At 62.6% G+C, this 21,325-nt stretch carries 18 protein-coding genes and 1 pseudogene; 8 read left to right on the forward strand and 11 right to left on the reverse strand.

Annotated elements, in window-relative coordinates; all coding sequences use genetic code 11:
- Nucleotides 1-106 precede the first annotated feature (106 nt).
- Nucleotides 107-832, forward strand: a complete 726-nt coding sequence (locus tag CIT31_RS12180; RefSeq protein WP_095518776.1) for a 3-keto-5-aminohexanoate cleavage protein — start codon at nucleotides 107-109, stop codon at nucleotides 830-832.
- A gap of 56 nt (nucleotides 833-888) precedes the next feature.
- Here the strand turns inward: CIT31_RS12180 and CIT31_RS12185 are convergent.
- Nucleotides 889-1,718: pseudogene (locus CIT31_RS12185) on the reverse strand (NAD(P)H-dependent oxidoreductase).
- Between the two features lie 93 nt (nucleotides 1,719-1,811).
- On the opposite strand from CIT31_RS12185, the gene CIT31_RS12190 reads away from it, so the two are divergent.
- From CIT31_RS12190 to CIT31_RS12220, 7 genes are all read left to right on the forward strand, one after another.
- Nucleotides 1,812-2,735: a LysR family transcriptional regulator gene (locus CIT31_RS12190; protein ID WP_095518777.1), complete on the forward strand. Its 924-nt coding sequence runs from the start codon at nucleotides 1,812-1,814 to the stop codon at nucleotides 2,733-2,735.
- A gap of 177 nt (nucleotides 2,736-2,912) precedes the next feature.
- A complete protein-coding gene (locus CIT31_RS12195; RefSeq protein ID WP_095518778.1) occupies nucleotides 2,913-3,449 on the forward strand; it encodes an Lrp/AsnC family transcriptional regulator in 537 nt (178 codons plus the stop codon).
- Complete coding sequence (locus CIT31_RS12200) at nucleotides 3,446-4,609, forward strand: saccharopine dehydrogenase family protein (RefSeq protein ID WP_095518779.1); 1,164 nt, start codon at nucleotides 3,446-3,448, stop codon at nucleotides 4,607-4,609. The genes CIT31_RS12195 and CIT31_RS12200 overlap by 4 nt, the downstream gene beginning before the upstream one ends.
- 112 nt (nucleotides 4,610-4,721) lie before the next feature.
- Complete coding sequence (locus CIT31_RS12205; RefSeq protein WP_095518780.1) at nucleotides 4,722-5,510, forward strand: ABC transporter substrate-binding protein; 789 nt, start codon at nucleotides 4,722-4,724, stop codon at nucleotides 5,508-5,510.
- An 87-nt stretch (nucleotides 5,511-5,597) separates the two neighbouring features.
- Nucleotides 5,598-6,269 carry an amino acid ABC transporter permease gene (locus CIT31_RS12210; RefSeq protein ID WP_095518781.1) on the forward strand — a complete coding sequence of 224 codons (672 nt, stop codon included), beginning with the start codon at nucleotides 5,598-5,600 and terminating at the stop codon, nucleotides 6,267-6,269.
- The gene (locus tag CIT31_RS12215; protein WP_095518782.1) at nucleotides 6,266-6,940 is read left to right on the forward strand and encodes an amino acid ABC transporter permease; all 675 of its coding nucleotides are present in this window, start codon (nucleotides 6,266-6,268) and stop codon (nucleotides 6,938-6,940) included. Before CIT31_RS12210 ends, CIT31_RS12215 begins: the two co-directional genes overlap by 4 nt.
- A 23-nt stretch (nucleotides 6,941-6,963) precedes the next feature.
- Nucleotides 6,964-7,692: an amino acid ABC transporter ATP-binding protein gene (locus tag CIT31_RS12220; RefSeq protein WP_095518783.1), complete on the forward strand. Its 729-nt coding sequence runs from the start codon at nucleotides 6,964-6,966 to the stop codon at nucleotides 7,690-7,692.
- A gap of 464 nt (nucleotides 7,693-8,156) precedes the next feature.
- On the opposite strand, the gene CIT31_RS12225 is transcribed toward CIT31_RS12220, so the two are convergent.
- From CIT31_RS12225 to CIT31_RS12270, 10 genes are all read right to left on the reverse strand, one after another.
- Entirely contained in the window at nucleotides 8,157-10,370 is a 2,214-nt protein-coding gene (locus CIT31_RS12225; RefSeq protein ID WP_095518784.1) for a xanthine dehydrogenase family protein molybdopterin-binding subunit, read from the reverse strand.
- A complete protein-coding gene (locus CIT31_RS12230) occupies nucleotides 10,367-11,344 on the reverse strand; it encodes an FAD binding domain-containing protein (RefSeq protein ID WP_095518785.1) in 978 nt (325 codons plus the stop codon). Before CIT31_RS12230 ends, CIT31_RS12225 begins: the two co-directional genes overlap by 4 nt.
- A 3-nt stretch (nucleotides 11,345-11,347) precedes the next feature.
- Nucleotides 11,348-11,956 carry a (2Fe-2S)-binding protein gene (locus CIT31_RS12235; protein WP_095518786.1) on the reverse strand — a complete coding sequence of 203 codons (609 nt, stop codon included), beginning with the start codon at nucleotides 11,954-11,956 and terminating at the stop codon, nucleotides 11,348-11,350.
- Between the two features lie 215 nt (nucleotides 11,957-12,171).
- Nucleotides 12,172-13,065, reverse strand: coding sequence for a helix-turn-helix domain-containing protein (locus CIT31_RS12240; RefSeq protein WP_095518787.1), 894 nt, complete (start codon nucleotides 13,063-13,065; stop codon nucleotides 12,172-12,174).
- Nucleotides 13,066-13,581: 516 nt separating this feature from the next.
- A complete protein-coding gene (locus CIT31_RS12245; protein WP_095518788.1) occupies nucleotides 13,582-14,817 on the reverse strand; it encodes an SAM-dependent methyltransferase in 1,236 nt (411 codons plus the stop codon).
- A gap of 365 nt (nucleotides 14,818-15,182) precedes the next feature.
- On the reverse strand, nucleotides 15,183-16,229 hold the full coding sequence (locus tag CIT31_RS12250; protein WP_095518789.1) for a glutathione synthetase: 1,047 nt from the start codon (nucleotides 16,227-16,229) through the stop codon (nucleotides 15,183-15,185).
- Between the two features lie 14 nt (nucleotides 16,230-16,243).
- Nucleotides 16,244-18,112, reverse strand: coding sequence for a flavohemoglobin expression-modulating QEGLA motif protein (locus CIT31_RS12255; RefSeq protein ID WP_095518790.1), 1,869 nt, complete (start codon nucleotides 18,110-18,112; stop codon nucleotides 16,244-16,246).
- Nucleotides 18,109-18,930, reverse strand: coding sequence for an N-formylglutamate amidohydrolase (locus CIT31_RS12260; RefSeq protein ID WP_095518791.1), 822 nt, complete (start codon nucleotides 18,928-18,930; stop codon nucleotides 18,109-18,111). The genes CIT31_RS12255 and CIT31_RS12260 overlap by 4 nt, the downstream gene beginning before the upstream one ends.
- 228 nt (nucleotides 18,931-19,158) lie before the next feature.
- Nucleotides 19,159-20,217, reverse strand: a complete 1,059-nt coding sequence (locus tag CIT31_RS12265) for a Gfo/Idh/MocA family protein (protein WP_095518792.1) — start codon at nucleotides 20,215-20,217, stop codon at nucleotides 19,159-19,161.
- Between the two features lie 67 nt (nucleotides 20,218-20,284).
- The gene (locus CIT31_RS12270; protein ID WP_095518793.1) at nucleotides 20,285-21,070 is read right to left on the reverse strand and encodes a ThuA domain-containing protein; all 786 of its coding nucleotides are present in this window, start codon (nucleotides 21,068-21,070) and stop codon (nucleotides 20,285-20,287) included.
- Nucleotides 21,071-21,325 lie beyond the last annotated feature (255 nt).

Genomic DNA, 21,325 nt, shown 5'->3' on the forward strand with positions numbered 1-21,325 from the left:
GACAGGCCGGCAAGCGTCGGCGACCCTTCCGTGGCCTTGCTCCGAACGCCGATTCCGATCTTCGCGATCATGCGCTAGACTTGCAGGAACTCAACCGGGCTGACCCATGATTGTCCAGACCTGCATCAATGGCGCGCGCAGCGCCGATTTTCATCCGCAACTGCCGCTTGACCCCGGAGCCATGGCGCGTGACGGCGCGGCCTGCGTCGCTGCCGGTGCCGCCGAGCTGCATGTCCATGCGCGCGGGCTCGACGGCCGGGAAAGCCTCGCTCCTGAGGCGATCGACCGCACCATCCTTGCCCTCCGCCGCGCCTGCCCGGGAACGCTGATCGGTGTCTCCACCGGTGCCTGGATCGAGAACGACGACGAGCGGACGCTTGCCGCGATCGCCAGCTGGAGCGAGCTGCCCGACTATGCCTCGGTCAATCTGAGCGAGAAGGCCGCGCCCGAGGTCATGCAAAGCCTGCGGCAGCGGGGCATCGGCATCGAGGCCGGGCTCGCCTCCGTCGCTGATGCCGAGCGCCTGGTCCGGCTCGACCGTGGCAGCCAGGTGCTGCGCATCCTGATCGAGATCTCCGAGCAGGCGCTGGACGCGGCATGGGAAGTCAGCGACGGCATCGCGGCCGTGCTTGACCGCGCCGGGATTGGACGGGCGATCCTGCTGCATGGCGAAAACGCGACAGTCTGGCCATTGGTGCACCGGGCGGCAGAGCGCAACTGGTCGACGCGTGTCGGGCTGGAAGACGGCAAAGAGCTTCCGGACGGCGCTACGGCATCAGGCAATGCCGCACTGACGGCTGCTGCCGTCGCGATCTTCCGGGCCGGTCGCTGATTCATCCCACAGGTTTCGGGCGCCTTGCCTGACCAGGATCTTTTCGGGATCCTGCGTCAGGCCACGTCCCGCAAAGTCGAACGCGGCGTCGCCGACTTGGCGCCGGTGCGATCCTCGTGAAGCGCGAAACCCGCGGCGCCCGGATCGCCCAGTTCGGGACGGAGCTGCATGCTCGGGATGTGGTAGTCCCCGCCATTCTGCTGCCGATAGGGAATGGGCCGGATTGTCTCGAGCGTCCGCATTCTTTCTCGCAGCCGATCCGCGACAGGCTCGAAATCGGCCTCCCCAAAACGATCCACTCTGTAGACCACGAACGGCGGAAGCACGTCGTAGCCTGGATAGTAAAGGATCCCGTGATTGATCGGGAACAGCAAGTCGTCGATCGGGCCGTTGACGCCGCGGGCGGAGTAATGCTCTTTCCAGCCGCCGGTGGTCACGATCAGCATAGCGCGCTTGCCGGCGAGCGTTCCCTCACCAAAGCGATCACCCCACCGCTTGTCGCTATGCTCGCCGACACCATAGGCGAAGCCGTAGGCGTACACCCGGTCGACCCAGCCCTTGAGGATCGCCGGCATGGCGTACCACCACAGCGGAACTGGAGGATCAGCGTGTCGGCCCACAGCAGCTTGTCGATTTCCGCTTTAACGTCACCGGTCAGAGTGTTGGTCGCAAAAGCTTTTTTGGATGCCGCAGCCGGCAGGAGGCGTTCTTCGGGCGGCCACGACGGAAAGTCGGCACGGTCCACCTCGGATTTCCAGCCATCGGCATAGAGGTCCGATATCAGCACCTCGTGGCCCTGGGCCTCGAGTTCCCTGATGGCGACGTCACGCAGTGCACCGTTGAGCGAACGCGGTTCAGGATGAGCAAAAACAAGCAGGACTTTCATGGGTCAACTCCGAAGGAAGGACGATCGACGCTAAGGTAGCCAGCCCCGGGATGATCCTCTATATCTGAGTAATGCATAAGATTATGCCGAATAATGGATAGGTCTGACGTCACACTCGAGCGCATGCGCACCTTCGTTCGCGTCGCCGAGCGCGGCAGCCTCTCGGCGGTGGCGCGCGAACTCGGAGTTGGGCAGTCGACGGTCACACGGCATCTGCGCGAGCTCGAAGACGCCGTCGGCGTGCCCTTGCTCAGCAGGACCACCCGGCGTGTCACGATGACCGATGAAGGCAGCCGTTACTATGCCGACGCCGTCCAGATCCTGCGCCTCGTCGAGCAGGCCGGCGATGAGGCACGGGGCACCCGCGGCGCGTCGGCCGGCACGATCCGGATATCCTGCACGGCGGCGCTCGGGGTCTTGCACATCAGCCGGCTGATCTTCGCCTTTCAGGACCGCTATCCCGACATCGGGGTCGATCTCAGCCTCACCGACGAGCGCATCGACCTTGTGCGGGAGGGCGTCGACATCGCGCTTCGCCTCGGTCCGCTCACCGACAGCTCGATGAAACTGCGGGCGCTCGGCCAGTCCCGGCGTCTGCTGGTGGCGTCCCCGGCCTATCTGGCGGCGCGGGGCAGACCGGCTGTCCCGCAGGACCTGCCTGACCATGAAGGCATCCGGATGTCGAACATCGCAGGAAGCGACACGCTCGCCCTGCAGGGGCCGGGCGGTGAACGCCACGCGGTTCCTTTTGGCGGCCGATTTCGGGTCGACCACGGGCTTGCCGCGCGCGAAGCGCTCGTCGCCGGGCGCGGCATCGCACCTGCCCATCACTGGCTTGTCGACGATCTCCTCGCCGCCGGCCGGCTGGAAGTGATCCTGCCAGACTACACCCCGCCTCCCATACCGCTGAGCATGCTGATCCTTCCCGAACGCGCGGGCATTGCCCGGGTCCGGCTGCTGGTCGACTTTCTCGCCGAGCGGATCGGCGGCATTCCGGGGATTGGGAAGCCGCGTTAGCCGGCGTGTCCTCGGTCGGCTGCGGCACCGGCAACGCCCTCCCGTCTTCCGGAATACATCATCCGGCCTTGTTGACAGCGGCCGAATGCTCTTGCGATTTCAAAAAATACGCCCTAAGCTGTTTTCATATCAGAAAGAAAACTCCATCATTTCTTTTCATTTATGAAAGTTTGAACGCTGCGGGAACATCTCGATCAGACCGACCGGCGACTGGTCAAGCTGCTGTCGCAGGATGCGCAGCTTGGCGTCAACCGGCTCGCCGAGAAGATGGCCGTCTCCGTCCCGACGGTGCGCATGCGGCTGCGCAACCTGCTCGACCGCAACCTGCTCAAGATCGTCGGCCTGCTCAACCTGACCGAGCGCCCCGAACTGATCTCGGCCATCGTCGGCATCAATGCGCAGGGCCGAGGCCGCGCCCGGGAACTGGCGCAACGCATCGCCGAACTGCCTTTCGTGAACTCGGCCTCCGTCGTCACCGGACGCTTCGACATCATCGTCGACGTGACGGTGGCGGGCGACGTTGCCGATCTCTACCGCGTCACCAGCGAGCTGATCCCCGGCGCGGGCGAGCCAGGCGAAGTCGTGCGCAGCGAGACGTTCGTCGTCATGGCCTCCTGCAACAAATGGGTCAGCCTGCCGGAAGGCTGCTGGTCGGATGAGACCAAGCGCGACGAAACTGGGCGGCACGAAACTGGCCGAAAGGAAATGCCATGAAGATCGCGGTTCTCGGCGGCCTTGGCCTGCAAGGCCGGGCGGCGATCGCCGATCTCGTCGCCAGCGCCGGTGTCGAAGAAGTCGTCTGCGTCGATACCGCGCCGGATGGCGCGGCCCGGCTTGGCGGCCTGACCGACCTCGCCCGCGTGCGTTTCGTCGTGCCCGAGGGCGCGATCGCCCCTGTGTTGGCGAACGTGCTGGCGGGTGTCGACGCCGCCATCGATCTGTTGCCGCAGCCGCTGATGCGCGAGGCGGTGCAGGCCGCGATCGCGACGCGCACGCCGCTGGTCACCACCAATTACGGCAAGACGATCGCCGACCTTGCCCCGGCGGCACAAAAGGCCGGCGTCTCGATCATGACCGAATGCGGGCTCGACCCCGGCATCGACCTCGTGCTCTACGCACGCGCCGCAAGGCAGTTCGACGCCATCACGGCGATCGACTCCTATTGCGGCGGCATCCCCGAGCCGAAAGCGATGGCCAAGCCGCTGCGCTACAAGGTGAGCTGGAACTTCGACATGGTTCTGATGAGCCAGAACCGCGACAGCGTGCTGGTCGAGGACGGCACGCGGGTCGATGTGCCGGCCGGCCAGCAACACGACAATCCGTTCATCCATCAGATCGAGGTCGAGGGGCTGGGCAGACTGGAAGCCTTCCCCAATGGCGATGCGGCGCACTATGCCGGCATGCTTGCAGCCGCCAAGGGGCTGCAGCGCTCCGGCCGCTATTCGCTGCGCTGGCCGGGCTGGTCGGCGTTCTGGGCGCCGCTGAAGGAGCTTGGCTTCCTTTCCGAAGACAAGGTGCCCGGCGTTGGCGCCAGCCCGCGCGAATTTCTCGGCCGGCTGCTCGGCCCGCAACTGCACTATGGCACCGATGAGAAGGACCTTTGCGTGATGCGCAACGTCTTTACCGGCATCCAAGGCGGTCGCTGCAAGACGGTGACGTCGGACCTGGTCATCGAACGCGATCTGGCCTCCGGCCTGTTCGGCATGAGCCTCGGCGTCGGCTATCCCGCCAGCATCGTGGCGCAGATGCTGGCGCGGGGCGAAATCACTGAACCCGGGCTGCTCAACCCGCTGCTGCATGTGCCCGACGGCCGCTTCCTCGACGAACTGGCTCGGCGCGGTATACGAGTATCCGAAACGATCAGCTGGGACTGAAGGATTTTCGAACGGTGGTCGCCGCCGGCAACGGCGCTGCCGCTCAAAAAGCACCCGCCAAGGGTGGAACAACAAAGTGAAAACAACAAACGACAACAAGGAGGAATGCCCAATGAAGATTGCCAAGCTTTTCATCGCAGGCCTTGCGCTCGCCGGCCTCACAGCCGCCGCCAGCGCTGGAACGCTCGACGACATCACCAAGCGCGGTGAGCTGCGCGTTGCCGTGCAGACGCAAGGACCGCCCTTCTCGCTGGTCGGCGCCGCCGGCGAGCGCACCGGCAGTTCGGTCGAGCTCGCTGAGCTGATGGCCAAGGAAATGGGCGTGAAGATCACCTTTCTCGATTTCGACTGGGATGGACTGATCCCGGCGCTGCTCTCGGGCAAGGCCGATCTTCTGGTCGCCGACATGACGCCGACGCTGGCGCGGGCGATGAAGGTCGCGTTCACCAAGCCCTACATGTACACGGGCAGCACCGTCTTCACCAAGGCAGACGGCAAGTTCAAATCCACCGAGGATTGCAAGGCGAAAGGCACCAGGATCGCAGTGCTGCTCGGCGCCACCGGCGAGAAAGAGGCCAAGACGGCCTTCCCCGATGCCGAGATCAAGAGCTACAAGGGCGGCGGCCCGCTGCTGCTCGACGCCGTCAACAACGGCCAGGCCGATTGCGGCGTCAACGACGTGTCGGCGGTCAAGGGCCAGTCGACCGCCTATCCGGCCGGCAGCTTCACCATCATGCCGGACATGCTGTCGAAGGAGCCGCTGGCCTTCGCCACGCGCTATGACGAGCAGGACCTGCTGATCTGGATGAACCTGTTCCTCGACCAGGTCAGCCTCGACGGCCGCCTGCAGAAGAACCTCGACTACTGGGTCAATTCCGACGACTGGAAGAAAGACCACTAAGCAGCAATAGGCCCGAACAGCTTTGCGCGCGCCTCGCGCCGCGAAGCTGTTCGGAATCCGTTTCGCCCGGGGGAAATCCGCCCAACGATGCTCGAAAACTTCAGCTTCCGCACCATCGTCGAATATCTGCCCTTGTTCGGGCAAGGACTCGTCACGACCGTGTGGCTGTCCCTTCTCTCCTTTGCCGGCGCGCTTGCCGTCGGCATCTTGCTTAGCGCCATGAACCTGCAGCGCGGGTGGCTGTTTCGCGTGCCGGCCAAGGCCTATATCGACGCGGTGCGCGCCACGCCCTTGCTGGCGCAGCTCTATTTCCTCTATTTCGGCCTGCCCCGCCTCGGCATCATCCTGCCCGAGCTCGTCGTCGGCATTCTCGCTTTGTCGCTGAATAGCGGCGCCTATGTCGCCGAGATCATTCGCGCCGGCATCCTGTCGATCCCGCGCGGCCAGGTCGAGGCCGGCGTCGCCTCGGGGATGACCTATGTCCAGCGCATGCGCCTGGTCATCCTGCCGCAAGCGTTCAAGGTCACGATCCCGCCGCTGCTCGGACAGGCGATCGTGCTGGTCAAGGATTCCGCGTTGCTATCGCTGATCGCGGTCGCCGAACTGACGCGCGCCGGACAATTGCTCGCCTCCGACCGCTTCATGCCGGCGGAAGGTTTTATCACCATCGCCGCCTTCTATCTCCTGCTCTATTACGGGCTGAAGGGACTGGCGGCGCTGTCCGGGCGCTGGCTCGGCCAAGCGGGGGCCCGGACATGATCTGGCAGCAGCTGCAAAGCCTCGCCGGCAGCTATCCCCTCGCCTTGCGCGGCCTCGGCATGACTGTGATGCTGTCGCTGATCAGCCTGGTGCTAGGCACGCTGATCGGCTTTGGCCTCGGCATCCTGCGGACCGGCGGCAACCGGCTGATCAGCAGCGTGATCGGCGCCTGGGTCGACCTGATCCGCGGCACACCATTCCTGGTGCAGATCTTCCTGATCTTCTTCATCCTGCCGGAACTCGGCATCGAGCTGGACGCCTTCAGCGCCGGCATCATCGCGCTGACCAATCTGGCTGCTTGCTTCATCTGCGAGATCGTCGTCGCCGGCATCCGCTCGGTGCCGACCGGCCAGGTCGAGGCGGCGCTGGCGTCCGGCCTGTCGCGTTGGCAGCGTATGCGCCAGGTGGTGCTGCCGCAGGCGATGCGCATCGTGCTGCCGCCGCTGGTCGGGCAATATGTGCTGCTGATCAAGGATTCCTCGGTTGTTTCGGCCATCGGGCTCACCGACCTCACCCGCGTCGGCTGGCTGGTGGTGCAGCGTGTGCCCAACGGGCTGCTGGTCTTCTTCCTCGTCGGCCTCGGCTACTTCATCGTCTGCTATCCGCTGATCATGCTGGCCCGCCGGCTGGAGCAGCGCATCGGTGCGGCTCATGGCGAGGTGCAATTGTGACGAACTCCAGCAGCAGCACCGGCATGATCGAGTTTCGCGGCGTCAACAAATGGTTCGGCACGCTCAATGTGCTCAGGGATATCACGCTGAGCGTCGAGCCGCGCGAAGTGGTCGTCGTCTGCGGGCCGAGCGGCTCGGGCAAGAGCACCTTGATCCGCTGCATCAACGGTCTGGAGACGATCCGCGACGGCGACCTGGTGGTCGACGGCCAGCGCCTCGGCGACCCCGCCACCAACATGGCGCGGCTGCGCACCGAGATCGGCTTCGTCTTCCAGTCCTTCAACCTCTATCCGCACAAGACAGCGCTCGAAAACGTGACGCTGGCGCCGATCCATGTCCGCAAGATCCCGCGCGCTGAAGCCGAGAAGGCCGGGCGCGAGCTGCTCGCCAAGGTCGGCCTTGCCGACAAGGTGAATGCCTATCCCGCGCAACTCTCCGGCGGCCAACAGCAGCGCGTGGCGATTGCGCGCTGCCTCGGCATGCGCCCCAAGATCATGCTGTTCGACGAGCCGACCTCGGCGCTCGACCCCGAGATGATCTCGGAAGTCCTCGACGTCATGGTCGCGGTCGCCGAGGAAGGCATGACCATGATGGTGGTGACCCACGAGATGGGCTTTGCCCGCAAGGTCGCGCAGCGGGTGGTGTTCATGGATGCCGGCGCCATCGTCGAAAGCGGTACGCCCGACGAGTTCTTCTCGCACCCGAAGACCGACCGCAGCCGTGCCTTTCTCAGCAAGATCCTGCGGCATTAGGGCCAAACTCAATCAGCTGGCCGCCGCCAAAGGCCGAGGGAAACGGACATTCGAAGCCGGTCGTCCAAAAGGCCGCTGCGCGCCAAGAGCGGTCATCGCCGAACCACTACTCAGGCGTCGCGTTTGGGCCGGAAGCGGAATGGCGGCTTTTGGCGTCCGAAGAACGATAGCGGACGTTCAGCCCAGTGGGACCAAGGTCTGAAGCTGACTCTTTCGAGACCTCCGGGGGTCGATGCTCTATCCCGAAACCGGACGTTGATCGCGACCAGCGCGGATGACCCTATCCGGACCTTGCTGCCAAGAAATCCCTCCCCGAAAGCGGACGTCGAGCACAACCAGCGCTGGACCCAATCCTGACCTTCCCTACATGACCTCATTCCCGAAATCAGACATTTCGCCCGACGGCATCATACCCATGGTTCCTTGTCCAACTCCGTCCGGGTGGCCGGCGTTCGGCTCGTGGTTCATGCGGTCAGGACATCCTCAATCTTGATCGGCAATGTCCGCACACGCTTGCCCGTCGCGTGGAACACCGCGTTGGCAATTGCCGGAGCGGTACCAACCAGCGCGATCTCGCCCAGCCCTTTCACGCCAACCGGGTTCACATGTGGATCGACCTCATCGACGAACAGCGCCTCCAGCTTCGGAGTATCAAGATTCACAGGCACGAGATAGTCAGCCATGTGGGCGTTGACCGGCCGTCCGTCACGCACATCCAGAACAGTGCGTTCCATCAACGCCATGCCGATACCGCCGATCATGCCGCCCGTGCATTGGCTACTGGCAAGCAGCGGGTTAACTACCCGCCCGATGCCATACGCACCGGCAAGGCGACGTACCCTGATCGTTCCGACGTCCGGATCGACCGAAACTTCGGCAAAAACTGCCCCGAAGGAATGCATCGAATACTTTTCGGCAATCTCCGGATCGCGTTGGGCCGAACCGTCAGCCTCGATCGGATTGCCCGCCTTGGCCAAGATGTCCTGGTAGGACAGTCCCGGCGATGCGTCTCCGCGTCGACGGAGGCCTCCGTCCACCCATTCAAGAACTTCCATCGAAGCCTCAAAGACAGGCGAGCCAGCATCGGCAATCGCCTGGCGAGTTGCCTGAGACTGCACTTCCAGGCAAGCGGCACGGATGGCGGACCCCACCGAAGCCATCGTCCAGGAGCCGCCGTGCGACGGTGTTGGCGGGTAGTCCGTCGTGCCAAGCCCGAACCGTACCTGTTCCGGCTGCAGCCCCAGGAATTCTGCCGCCACCTGCGTCATTGACGTATAAGTGCCCGGCCCCATGTCGCTGGCGGCCGCTTCAACTTCGGCAGTTCCGTCCGCGAGCAGCCGCACCCTGGCGCTCGAGGGCGCATGGAAAGCTGGGTAGGTGGCGGTTGCGGTGCCCATGCCGATCAGAAGACGTCCATCGCGCATGGAACGCGGTTCGGGAGTCCTTCGAGCCCAACCGAAGCGTTCGGCACCAAGTTCGTAACACTGGATCAGGGAGCGACTGGAGAAAGGCTTGTTTTCAGCTTCGTCAATCTGCGGCTCGTTCCGGCGTCTCAACTCGATCGGGTCGATCCCTAGCTTGTAGGACAGCTCGTCCATGGCGCTTTCGAGCGCAAAGATGCCGCTTGCCTCGCCCGGGCCGCGCATGTGGTTCGGCGTGGCGGTATCGAGTTGTGCAAGGCGGTACTGGGTGCGCAAGTTCGGGCAGGAGTACAGGTACTCGGTGACCGCAGTCAGGGCTTCCGTGAACTGCTCGTAGCGGCTCGTCTCTCCGGTACCTTCGTGGATAACGCCCGTAAGCTTGCCATCGGGAGTGGCACCCAGCGCAACCCTCTGAAGCGACCGCGGCCGATGGCCCGTCGTGAAGAACATCTGCTTGCGGGTGAGCACAAGCTTGACGGGCCGCTGGACCTGCCGCGCTGCAATTGCCGCCAGCGTCACGTGCGGCCATGTCCTCAGGCTCGTGCCGAAGGCTCCGCCGATGAAGGGGCAGATGACCTCGACGTTCTCGATAGGCAGGCCGAACACCGCGGCGATCTCGGCCTGCTCGTTGACGAGAAACTGGCTCTTGCTCCACAGGGTCAGCCGATCGCCATTCCAGGCAGCGACCGTCGCATGCGGCTCCATAGGGTTATGGTTCTCACGGGCGATGTCATAGTTCTCGTCGACCTTGATGGCGGCCTCCGCCACTGCGGCATCGGCATCGCCCCGCGATCGGTCCGCCTTGCCCGTCCCTGGAACGATTCTGGCTACCTCCTCATCTGCGTGATCGACGATCGGTCGGTGAGCGTCATAGGCAATACGGAGCGCCGCGGCAGCGCGCTCGGCATGGTCGATGGTATCCGCCACGACGATGGCGACGGGCTGGCCGTAGAAGCGAACGCTGTCGTCCTGCAGCACGTGCAGCCGTTCACCGACCGCTGGATCGATGATGCCCTTGTGCGGCAGATAAGGCAGTTTCGGAGCATTGCGATGGGTGATCAACGCGACGACGCCGGGCATGCGCTCGACCTCGACGCCTTCGATTCCCGTGACTCGGCCAAGACCGACGGTCGCGCTTACGAGCGCGGCGTAGAGCTGACCTGGCTGGTTGAAATCGGCGGGGTAGCGCGCCTTGCCTGTGACCTTGGTGCGGCCATCGACCCGCGTCAAAGGTTTTCCAATGACGTTCATGCTCATGCGACCTCTCCCGCCATCTGCAGCGCCCGGACGATCGTCCTGGGCAAGAGCGCGACCTTGAAGGCGTTGTGGTGCAACGGCCGAACGCCCTCGGTGGCAAGTTGCGCGGCTTCCTCGAAGGCCTGCCTGTCCGGCTTCCTTCCGGCAAGCGCGGCCTCGCAGGCGCGAAGCCGCCACGGACGCGTGCCTACGCCGCCTGCTGCAATTCGCGCCTCGCGGATCACGCCGTCCTCGATGGCAAGGGCGGCTGCGGCCGACACCAAAGCAAATTCGTAGGAGGCACGGTCGCGGACCTTGAGGTATCGAGCTCTGAGCGCATAGGGTCCGCCCGGCACGCGGATTTCGACAATCAGTTCGCCCGGCAGCAATGTGTGTTCGAGATGCGGCGTATCACCTGGCAGCCGGAAGAGTTCCTCCACCGGGAAGCTGCGCTCGCCCTGCGGACCTTGCACGCGCATGGCGGCATCGAGTGCGACCAGCGCTACCGCGACATCCGACGGGTGCGTCGCCACGCAATGATCGCTCGTGCCAAGGATGGCATGGCCAGCGTTCAGCCCGTCGATGGCGGCGCAGCCTGATCCGGGAGTGCGCTTGTTGCAGCCGACATCAAGCATGCGGAAGTATGGACAGCGCACCCGCTGCAACATGTTCCCGCCCATGGAAGCCATGTTCCGCAATTGTGGCGAAGCGCCTTCGATCAGGCTTTCCGCGATCAGTGGCTGCAGGCGCTGAACGTCGGAATCCGCGGCGACTTCGGCCATGCGCGCGAGCGCGCCAATGACCAGGTCTTCGCCTTCCAAACGGATGCCGCCCAGAGGAAGCCTATTAATGTCGACCAGCCGCTCCGGGCGCTCCACCTCGTCCCGCATCAGATCGACGAGCGTGGTGCCGCCGGCAATGTAACGTGCACCCGTAGCGGCAGCGGCGATGGCGGCCTCGGTGCTGCCTGCCTTTTCCAGCGTGAAGGGAAACATGGGTCAGCTCCTTTCCGCCGCGTCCGCGACTGCCGCGACGATGCCCGGGTAGGCGCCGCAGCGGCAGATGTTGCCGCTCATCCAGAACTGGATTTCGTCAGGCGATCGCGCGTGACCTTCGGCGATGCAGCCAAGACCGGACATGATCTGGCCGGATGTGCAGAAACCGCATTGGAGGCCCTCGTGCTCCACGAAAGCCGCCTGAAGAGGGTGAAGCTCACCGTCCTTTTCCAGCCCTTCAATAGTCTGGATCTCGGCACCATCGTGCATGGACGCAAGTGTCAGGCATGAGACGATGCGCTTGCCGTCGACAAGGATGGTGCACGCACCACAGGCACCCTGGTTACAGCCCTTCTTGGTTCCGGGGAGATCGAGCGTTTCTCGCAGGACATCGAGGATAGACTGACGCGGGTCGACAGTGAGGGTATGGGCACGACCGTTCACGGTCATCGATACGGCCATGACACTGCTGACACCTGCCGGGGAGCTTGTTGCCGCCGCTGATTGAAGCGGCAATGCGGCCAGCGCTACCGCCCCGGCTGTTGCCTGAAGCGCTTCCCGACGCGAAATGATTGGACCAGGCGAATGCATTTCCGACGAATTCTCGGCCATGAAGGAACATCCTCTTCAGCTCAGATGATCGCGAAGAGGATAGTTCCTATGCCGCTGTGTCACTGTCGCGATATTTCGGGAATTGTCTGAATCTTGCGGCCATCGGCGGACAGCGAGACGGCTCCGCGCAAAGGCTTGTGCGGACCCCGTTCAGGGCATTTGATGGCAGGACGCTCGCCCTGTTCGACGGCTGGGGTCTGGGGTGGCACGCAATTTCATAGTCGGCGCCGGAACTCGCTCGGCGTGAGGCCAACCACCTTGTGGAAATTCGCCGAGAAAGATGAGGGTGTTTGGTACCCTATCACAAGAGCGATGTCGGTGATGCGCAACGTCCGGTCTTTCAGGAGCTTCTTCGCATAGGCGATCCGCTGCCGGGTCAGCCATTCATGCGGCGTACACCCGGTCGCCATGCGGAAGGCCGTGCAAAAATGGAAGCGGCTCAAATTGACCAGATCGGCTAATTCCTGGACCCGGATATCCTGCGCAAAATTTTCCCGCACATAGGCGGTGACGCGCTTGACCTGCCAGCCCGCCAGCCCCCGCCGCGGTCCAGACGAGATCGGCATCGAAGTTGCTGAGTGGGCTCTGAGGAGCTGAAGGCACACAAGATCGAGGAGCTGCTCAACGAACAGGTGCGACATCGCGTCTCCCGAACTGATCTCGTCGTTGATCAACGACATGATCGTGAACAGTTTGGGATCGCTAAAATTCACGCGGTCAAGCAGCTCGGGCTCGCGGCCATTGCCTACCTGATCGGCACACGACAGGAGGCGATTATGGCCCAAAAAGATGTTCGAGACCTCGACGGCACCGTCCGCCCGCCACTGACCATCATGCCCTCTCGCTGCGAATGTTATGGTCCCGATCGCCGCGGGAGCACGAATAATCTGGCCGCCGATCTTCACCGAGGCCATACCATGCCCGGCGTACTTCGCAGAGATGACATGATCTTTCAGGGGCGGTAAATTGTATTCGAACGGCTCGTTCCGCCATCGGCCGACTAAACGGGTATCGCCTGAAAATACCTCTGGAATCACGGGTGGCATAATGCCCCGTTGCAAACGACTTATATGAACCGTCGCGTCCGCAAGCGCTTGTTGTCGCCCCATCTGGGATTTCTCTTGTCGAGCTGTAAGAGCCTATGCCCTTGCGCAACACTAGCATTTGTCGTTTCGCCCGAAAACATCGTTCAAACAGTCAAACCTACTGTCTTGCGCGAATTGCAGCTTTGAATCGTGGCTGCTTTTCTGCCTATCGGCAGGTCGCCGGCGTGCCCACACCGCTCAGCTGAACATCCGCAATGGGTCCGATTCCGGCCGCACCGCGAGCGTCAGCTTCGGAGAAGCGCCGGAAAGTCGGCAATTGGCGCAACCACGACCAATAGCTTCGCGCTGCCGATGTCCGCTTTCGAGTAACAGCGAAATTGCTTCGAATGACCAAGATGGGCTCAAAGCTGTCATTCGTGGCCGACCGCTTTGATCTGCGGACTTGTCGATTGGTTGCACTGGCGCTTCCGTCGGACGAAGATTGACCGGCGGGATGAGTGGGCGTGGCTGTCTGTTGTCATCCGAGTCCTGCAGGGGGAGCTAACCAGCGGACCGGGCCCACTGGTGTAGATAGCGAAACTACGCACTCGTCTGCATCGAGCTCAGTAGGCGTCGCTCTTCTTCGACAATATAATCGCGGATGACTGGGACATCGTCACGGCGAGTCGAGATCAGTATCTGGAAGACAAAATTTGAACCGTTTAGGAAGCCGAGTTCGGCCGACGCCAGATAGAAATCCCACATACGGCAGAAGCGTTCGCCCATCATGGCGACTGCCTCCTCGCGCCTGGCCTCATAACCGAGACGCCAATCGTGGATCGTCCAGTAATAGTGCAGCCGCAAATTTTCGCAGTCGGCGCACCAGATCCCCGTGCGCTCCAACGAGGCAAACACCTCTGACAAAGCCGGCACATACCCACCTGGAAAGATATACTTGCGGATGAACGGCGCCGTCGTACCAGGCGGTGACATGCGTCCGATCGCATGAACCAATGCGAAGCCGCCCTCCTTTAACAATCTATTAATGATCGTGAAATAGCTGTCGAAATGAACGACGCCCACGTGCTCCATCATTCCGATCGAGACAACACGGTCGAACTGTCCGCTGATCTCGCGATAGTCGACCTCGCGAAAATCGATCTGATGAGCGACCCCGGCCTCGATCGCTCGAAGCCGAGACGCCGCCAATTGCTCCGTCGAAACGTTGATCGCCGTGACCTTCACGTCGCAATACTTGGCGAGATAGATGGCGAGAGCGCCCCAGCCTGAGCCGATTTCCAGCACATGCATGCCCGGCTCTAGCTTGAGCTTCGCGGCAATGTGGCGATGCTTGTCCATCTGCGCTTGCTGCAGACTGTTGTCCGGTGCCGTGTAATAGGCGCACGAATAGGTCATTGTCTCGTCGAGCCATAGCTCATAAAATTTCGTCGGGATGTCGTAGTGATGCTGAACGTTTTTGGCGGCGAGACCGAGCTTGTTGTTCTGCTGGCGCCGGCGCAACGCACGCCAGACTTTCCGCAACGCCTTCTGAACAGGGTGGGCTGCCAACCCAGTGCGGTTGACGGAAAAAAGTGACAAGAGGTCAAATGCTTTGCCACCGTTCTCGATCGACAAGCGGCCATCCATGTAGGCTTCGGCCGCCTTCAGTTCCGGATTGAAGAAGATCTCGCGTTCGACCGCTCTGTCGGTTAGGCGGATCGTCACGTCGGGCCCATCCTGTCCACTGCCGAAGGCTTGCCTGAAGCCGTCCTCGAATATGACAGTCAGGCACCCGTTTTTTACAAAACGGGAAAGCAGATTTGGCAGCAGACGCATTGTGGCTCGTTTCTCGTCACTTGCCCCGTAAGTATGACTACCAAGTGTCGGTACATCAATACCGATCTGGGGGCGGAGAGGGATCGGACTTCAGAAGTCTCCTCCCAATGCCGAAGTAGCGACCCATCCGGGGCAGCCTGCCCGGCGATCAGAAATGTCTGCTTCTGGCGCAATAAGATGTCCAGGGTGGTCGCCGGCAGCGTCTGCTATCCGCAATCGCAAAGATCGCCTCAAGGGCGGACATTCGGCGCAAAGGTGTCATGCACGGCTCCGTTTGCGAGAGTCTGCTTCGGGTCAGATCGCGTCATGCGACGCTCGCAATTGAACGACCGCAGAGGGATCAGATCGCGTCATGCCTGCGTTCCTCAGAGCGTCGCCAGCCGGGAATTTGTTATGGTCTTTCCATAGGCTCGGCGCAGCGTCCGCTTCTCCTCCAGCGCAACGATGACGGGTGTGGCAAAATCCGTGTTGTACATGCCGGCAAGCCGTGTCAGCCCGCCTGGCGTGAAGACGTTGATCTCCAGAAGTTTGTCGCCGACGATGTCGAGCCCAACCAGAAACATGCCGTCGCTGATCAATTTGGGGCGCACCATCTCGGCAATGCCCAACATCGTGTCCGTTACCTTGACCTTGCGGGCTGTTCCGGCAGCATGGATATTGGACCGGACGTCGCCCTTGGCTGGAACGCGGCGAAAGGCTGCGTAATTGCCGTCGCGCGCCAGCGGCAGGCCGTTCATCAGGAAAAGACGCACGTCACCAGCCTTGGCCTCCGGAATGTAGACCTGCGCGATGAGATAGCCGGCGCCGCTGGCCGCCTCGAAGATCTGGTTGAGGTTGGAATCGGTAGGCTTTGCGATATGGAATACGTTCTTGCCACCCGACCCTTGCAGCGGTTTGACGATGCAGCCCTTCGAGTTTTTGTCGATGAATGCGCGGATCTCGGTGATATTGCGCGATATCAGGGTAGCCGGCCTGACCGCCTCGGGAAAGGACTGAAGGTAGAGCTTGCTCTGTGCCTGCCCCAGGCCGTCCGGATCGTTGACGACGATCACGCCGCGTTCTGCTGCGAGCCGCCCGAACATAACGCCTGCGTTAGCGGCCCATGGTCGATCGGTGACGTCCAGCGACGGGTCGTTGCGCAGAAACACAATGTCGATATCGCTTATCGCGAAGGTCTTTTTCTGCTTCGCGGCATCCTTCAGGGCAGCATGCAGCTTGTCGGGCGTCTTGTAGGAAGCATCCGGCAGAACCGCGACGCTGACAGCCAGACCGTCATCCGGACGCAGTATGAAGTCGCCTGGTTCAACATAGACAACAGAATGGCCGCGCTGGACCGCAGCCAGCGCCAACGCTGTTGTCGTATAGCCAGGTGTCTCGCTCTCAATGGAATTGACAAAAAACGCAATGCGCATTGAGGAGACTCCGCTCAAGTTTCAACCATATCGATCGGATCGATTCCCGCCATCGCTTTCTTGAGGCGCGGACGGGCCGAGTCGGAAGAGAGAAACGCAGGTTCGAGGCGCGGCGCGCGCAGTAGGCCGCGCGCGTTGAGTTCCTGGATCGGGCCAAAATGCGCGGCAGAAATCTTGCCGATCCAGAAGGGAGTGAGGCTGCCGCCATTCTTGAGATGATCGAGGATCTGCGCCAGGCCGCGCAGATAGATGGCATCTTTTGCGAGGCCACCGCCTCGATAGACACGCAGGACGACGTTGAAGGCGCTGTGATCGTCGAGGCCAAAATCCCTGTGGAGAATGCGGAAGGCTTCCTCGAACGTTGCGGCGTCGAGCATCGTCTGACACGCGATGACCCTGGCCGCGATCAGCCTCAAGCGTGCTGCGGTCATGCCGCCGACCAGATATTCCGCCAGCACGGCCAGTCCCTCCTGCATGCCCTCGTAGCCGGCGAGCCCGTTGCGGAAGATGGCGAGCCCCTGCGCATCACCGTTGAAATAGGTCAGCAGATGAACACCGATCTCGTGACTGAGCAGCGCAGTCAGACGCTCCGATGGAAGGTTGGTATCGCGCGAAACCAGCAGTCGGTTTCGCGAGACCAGGAGGCCGGCCGGCAGGTCGCCGCGTATCTCCACGGAAGCATCGAAATCGGGGTAGGCGGCCCGGTATCCGGCGATCATGTCTCGCGCGGCCGCGGCAACGGCGTCAGCATCCAGGCCCTTCTGCCGGGCCGCTGAAGCAACTCGCGGTAGCCTTTCGAGAATGGTGCGTGCCCTCGCCGCCAGGCTCGGCTCGACGCTGCCATAGAGCGCGCGTCCGAGTTCGACGAAGCGGGGCGTTTCGCGTGCCGCGAGCATCGACAGCTGGAGATCGAGTTCCTGCTGCTTTTCGGAGAGCAGCTTGGTCAGGAGCGGATCTTCCAGGTGATCGAGCGAGACCGAATAGAGCGTCCGCTTCTGGGCGGCGACCTCGAACTCGAGTGGCCTGTAGAGCAGCGCGGGCACACGCTCGAAGCCGCCTGCCCGGAATTCAAGCCAGGCTGGTTCGGCATTGATCGGCGTGACGGCAAGCAGGAAATCGAACGCCGACGCGACGTTGTCGAGCGCCCGATCAGCGCGCACGACGGCGTCGATATAGGCGCGGCGCCCCAATGACCGATGGGTTGCCGGCTGTTCCAGCCTTGATGCCCTCAGGAAGGCGCTGACGGCCTGAAGCGCGGAATCGACCATGTTGGCGACGATGAGGTCGTGGAGTTCAGGGTAGACGCGCTTGGTGCCCGGCACCCGGTAGATAGGTGCGAAGCGTACCGTCAGGCACGCCGCATCACCGAGATCATCCAGCAGCCGTGCTTCGGCGCGTGTCGTGGGGTTGAGTTCTTCGACGCGGGGCGTGCGGTATTTTGCTTCGCGTGCAGACGCAGCGGTGGCGAAGCGCTTGAGTGCCGCTCTCTCCGCCACCGTGTCGCCGCAGGCCAGCGCAATCTCGAAGGGCGGCAGGAACGGAATATCCTCGGTCAGGAACCGGTCTTCGGCCAACTCGCCGATGTCCAGCATGAGGAATGCGCCGCAGTGATCGCGCATCCTCCGCGCCACCAGCCGCGCGACCTCGCCGGCGAGGCCAATGTCGGCCGCGATCAGATAGGACGCGTTGGCGGAGACGGCATGGAATGCCGCGTCCTGATGCGACCCGACATGGACGCACAGAAAGGGCAGCGGCCGATCCACGTGCAGACGGTTGCCGTTGCCGAACTCGCGGCGGATCGGCTTGCCGTCCCGGAAAAGCGCGTCCAAGTCCGATTCGATTTGCGCCAACGGCGCCGCGGGCTCAACGAGCTTGGGCTTCATCGCATGGCCCGCAGCGCCGACTCCAAGACCGGCACCGTAGACGCCAGCATGGCGCGCAGCCGTTCGATTGTTCCCCAGTCGGGATCGCCGCTCCATTCGTCCATGAAAATCTTCTTGAACTCTACCGCGATGGCGCACCCGGTTTCTGGAAAATTGGCATGGACGAAACGGGTCTGTTCGCCCTTGCCCTGGAAGGATACATTCTCGCGCACGTCGATCGGCTCGCCGTTGAGACGCTGGCCGCGAAGCGTCTCGACGAAAGCGTCGACGACCGGCGCCCAGCGCTCGCGGTCCATCGAGGACGTACCAATGTTGATGTCGGGCGCGGCGTCGCGAGACGTAGGCATGGCCTCCGGCCCCTCGCGCCGGTGATTATAGCTATGGACGTCGACAAGAACGAACTTGCCATAGCGCTTCTCGATATCGGCGAGGACACGGTTCAGCTCACGGTAGAAGGCGTCATGAAAGGAAAGAGACTCCTTAACGATGTCCTCATCCAACTGCCCTCGCCAGACCTTCAGACCCCAGGACTGATCCGGCGACCGGTAGACCGCGGCGTCGCGCGCGCGGTTCAGATCTACCTGGAAGCGCGATCGATGAACGACGATCTGGGTCGGAAAATCGGCGATGAAGCGCTCGGTGAACGGGTCCTCTTCTCGACGCCGGTCAGGATCGGAGAGACACATGGCCGATCGACAAGCCCCGCCCACGTCGGTGCCGCTATGGATAGCTGTACCGACTACAGGAGATTCTCCGAGCTTGATTGTCCAGCCTGCCGGTGATCCGCACCGATCGTTATTGGAAATCATCTTGTTCATAGTCCATCGAATGCGCGGAGAGTGCGGACGGTTCCGATTCATCGAACAAGCGATCGTTAGCCCCGCCCTGAATCAGCAGGCAGCGCCCCGCTGCGGCCAGCCGATATCCCCCTTGCGGGGAGATTGCGCTTTCGCATCGTCCCGACCCCCATCTCCAACTTTGAAGGACAAGGTGCGGCGGCGCGGCCAGCCGATCTCCCTAGTTTCGAGAGGCCGAAGAACCCACGCTTATTGCGTGTCGGCGTGGGCCCTGAGTTCTGCCCGCTTCTCGTCCGAGACAACGGCAAGGTCGAGCACCTTCTGCAACTCGGCGGCATGGTGGAATGACGGTTCGGCCTGCACGCCAGTGCGCACGGCATCGACAAAGCGCTGGTAGTTGGTCGGCACCGTTCCGGCATCGAGGGCTTGCCATTTGGCGTTCTCGATGTTCTCGCCCATGCACGCTTTCAGCTCCGAGCCGTTCAGATTGTGCACGACTTCGATGCCGCCCTTGTCGCCATAGATGCGCAGCCGCAATTCGTTGAGGTGGCCGGTTGCCCAGCGGCTGGCATGGACGACGCCGAAGGCGCCGTTGCTGAAATCCAGCGCCATGGTGAAACTGTCGTTGGCGTCGAGCTCGTACTCGCCGATCCGGTTGCCGGGCGCCTTGTCGAATGACCTGAGGCGGCAGTACACATGATCGATGTCGAGCACGGCGCCATAGCTGGCGAAGTCGAGGATATGGATGCCGACGTCGCCCAGCACGCCATTGGAGCCATGGCCGCGCGACAGCCGCCAGAGCCATTTCGGATCGGTGCGCCAGTCGCCCCAGAATTTGGAAACCAGCCAGCTCTGCAGATAGGACGCTTCGACATGCCTGACCTGGCCGATCTCGCCGGCAAGCACCATGGCGCGCGCTTTCTGCAGCGGGGCGACGTTGCGATAGGTCAGGTTGACCATGTTGATGATGCCGGCCTGCTCGGCGGCATCGGCCATTTCACTGGCCCGCTGGTAATTTTCGGCCAGCGGTTTTTCGCACAGCACCGGCTTGCCTGCCGCGATCAGCATCATGGTGGTCGGGTGGTGAATGCGGTCCGGCGTCACGTTCGCCACCGCGTCGAACTTATCCCATGCGAGCGCGTCTTCCAGCGACGCGAACCGGTTGGGGATACCGTAGCTGTCCGAGAACTTGTCGACACGCGCGCGGTCGACATCAACGGCGCCGATCAGTTCGACGCCCTCGATCCTGCTGAACTGCCTGGCGTGTTCTTCCGCCATCCAGCCGGTGCCGAGTATCAGGAGACGCATGTTTTTTTATCCTTAGGATGAGGCTTTATCTTCTTGTTCGACCATGGATTTTCGAACCGAGGTTCGGCTAGCGATAGCCGGCTTCGCCCGCAGCATGGAGTTTCCCGCCGCGCTCGACGATCGGCTCGAGCGCCTTTTCCACCGGCACGTTCGGCGCGTCGAGGATGGTCGGATTTGCGCCCTGCGGGTTGTGCGCCCATTTCACGGCGTTGCGCAGCACCTTCTGGACGGTGGCGTCGTGATAGGTCGGATAGGTCTCGTGACCTGGCCTGAAATAGAAGATATTGCCGGCGCCACGGCGATAGGTCAGCCCCGACCGGAACACTTCGCCGCCCTGGAACCAGGAGATGAACACCGTTTCCAGCGCCTCCGGCACGGCGAACTGCTCGCCATACATCTCCTCGTTTTCGAGCTCGAAATACTCGCCGATTCCGGCAGCGATCGGATGGTTGGGGCTCGTCACCCAGAGCCGCTCGCGCTCGCCAGCCTCGCGCCATTTCAGCGTGCAGGGCGTGCCCATCAGTTTCTTGAATATCTTCGAGAAATGGCCGGAATGAAGGACGATCAGCCCCATGCCTTCCCAGACCCGGCGCGCGACGCGCTCGACGACTTCGTCGGCGACGGCGCCATGGTCCTTGTGTCCCCACCACAGCAGGACATCGGTTTGCGCCAAACGGTCGGCCGGCAGGCCATGCTCCGGTTGCTCGAGCGTCGCCCACGACACGGAAATGCCGGGGTCGAGCTTCAGCGCGTTGGCGATCGTTGCGTGCATGCCCTCGGGGTAGATCCCCGCGACCACCTCATTGGTCCGCTCATGGATATTCTCGCCCCAGACGACAGCGCGTATAGTCATGACATCCTCTTGATTGGTTGAAGCCGCCGCCCCGGTACATCCAGTCATAGTATCCCTGGCCGGGATTGAAAACGCTTTCGAGGTCGGTTGCTGACAATTGGGTGGAAATCAGGCGGGGAAAGTCCACACGGCAAAGCCAGCGGTCCTGGCGGGACAGCGCCCCCCTCTGTCCTGCCGGACATCTCCCCACCTGGGGGGAATGTCACACCGGCTTTCGCAAATAGCCAACGTTGCAGGAACGAGCGGAGCGTCGAA

The sequence above is a fragment of the Mesorhizobium wenxiniae genome (assembly GCF_002284535.1).
GTDB lineage: Bacteria > Pseudomonadota > Alphaproteobacteria > Rhizobiales > Rhizobiaceae > Mesorhizobium > Mesorhizobium wenxiniae.

What these genes read in the sequence shown, in the direction of transcription:
- CIT31_RS12200 (WP_095518779.1), top strand. Translation starts at nt 3,446, where the DNA reads ATGAAGATCGCGGTTCTCGGCGGCCTTGGCCTGCAAGGCCGGGCGGCG.
- CIT31_RS12180 (WP_095518776.1), top strand. Translation starts at nt 107, where the DNA reads ATGATTGTCCAGACCTGCATCAATGGCGCGCGCAGCGCCGATTTTCAT.
- CIT31_RS12240 (WP_095518787.1), bottom strand. Translation starts at nt 13,065, where the DNA reads ATGGGGCGACAACAAGCGCTTGCGGACGCGACGGTTCATATAAGTCGT.
- CIT31_RS12255 (WP_095518790.1), bottom strand. Translation starts at nt 18,112, where the DNA reads ATGAAGCCCAAGCTCGTTGAGCCCGCGGCGCCGTTGGCGCAAATCGAA.
- CIT31_RS12265 (WP_095518792.1), bottom strand. Translation starts at nt 20,217, where the DNA reads ATGCGTCTCCTGATACTCGGCACCGGCTGGATGGCGGAAGAACACGCC.
- CIT31_RS12220 (WP_095518783.1), top strand. Translation starts at nt 6,964, where the DNA reads ATGATCGAGTTTCGCGGCGTCAACAAATGGTTCGGCACGCTCAATGTG.
- CIT31_RS12270 (WP_095518793.1), bottom strand. Translation starts at nt 21,070, where the DNA reads ATGACTATACGCGCTGTCGTCTGGGGCGAGAATATCCATGAGCGGACC.
- CIT31_RS12210 (WP_095518781.1), top strand. Translation starts at nt 5,598, where the DNA reads ATGCTCGAAAACTTCAGCTTCCGCACCATCGTCGAATATCTGCCCTTG.
- CIT31_RS12230 (WP_095518785.1), bottom strand. Translation starts at nt 11,344, where the DNA reads ATGTTTCCCTTCACGCTGGAAAAGGCAGGCAGCACCGAGGCCGCCATC.
- CIT31_RS12205 (WP_095518780.1), top strand. Translation starts at nt 4,722, where the DNA reads ATGAAGATTGCCAAGCTTTTCATCGCAGGCCTTGCGCTCGCCGGCCTC.
- CIT31_RS12190 (WP_095518777.1), top strand. Translation starts at nt 1,812, where the DNA reads ATGGATAGGTCTGACGTCACACTCGAGCGCATGCGCACCTTCGTTCGC.
- CIT31_RS12245 (WP_095518788.1), bottom strand. Translation starts at nt 14,817, where the DNA reads ATGCGTCTGCTGCCAAATCTGCTTTCCCGTTTTGTAAAAAACGGGTGC.
- CIT31_RS12260 (WP_095518791.1), bottom strand. Translation starts at nt 18,930, where the DNA reads ATGAACAAGATGATTTCCAATAACGATCGGTGCGGATCACCGGCAGGC.
- CIT31_RS12250 (WP_095518789.1), bottom strand. Translation starts at nt 16,229, where the DNA reads ATGCGCATTGCGTTTTTTGTCAATTCCATTGAGAGCGAGACACCTGGC.
- CIT31_RS12225 (WP_095518784.1), bottom strand. Translation starts at nt 10,370, where the DNA reads ATGAGCATGAACGTCATTGGAAAACCTTTGACGCGGGTCGATGGCCGC.
- CIT31_RS12235 (WP_095518786.1), bottom strand. Translation starts at nt 11,956, where the DNA reads ATGGCCGAGAATTCGTCGGAAATGCATTCGCCTGGTCCAATCATTTCG.
- CIT31_RS12215 (WP_095518782.1), top strand. Translation starts at nt 6,266, where the DNA reads ATGATCTGGCAGCAGCTGCAAAGCCTCGCCGGCAGCTATCCCCTCGCC.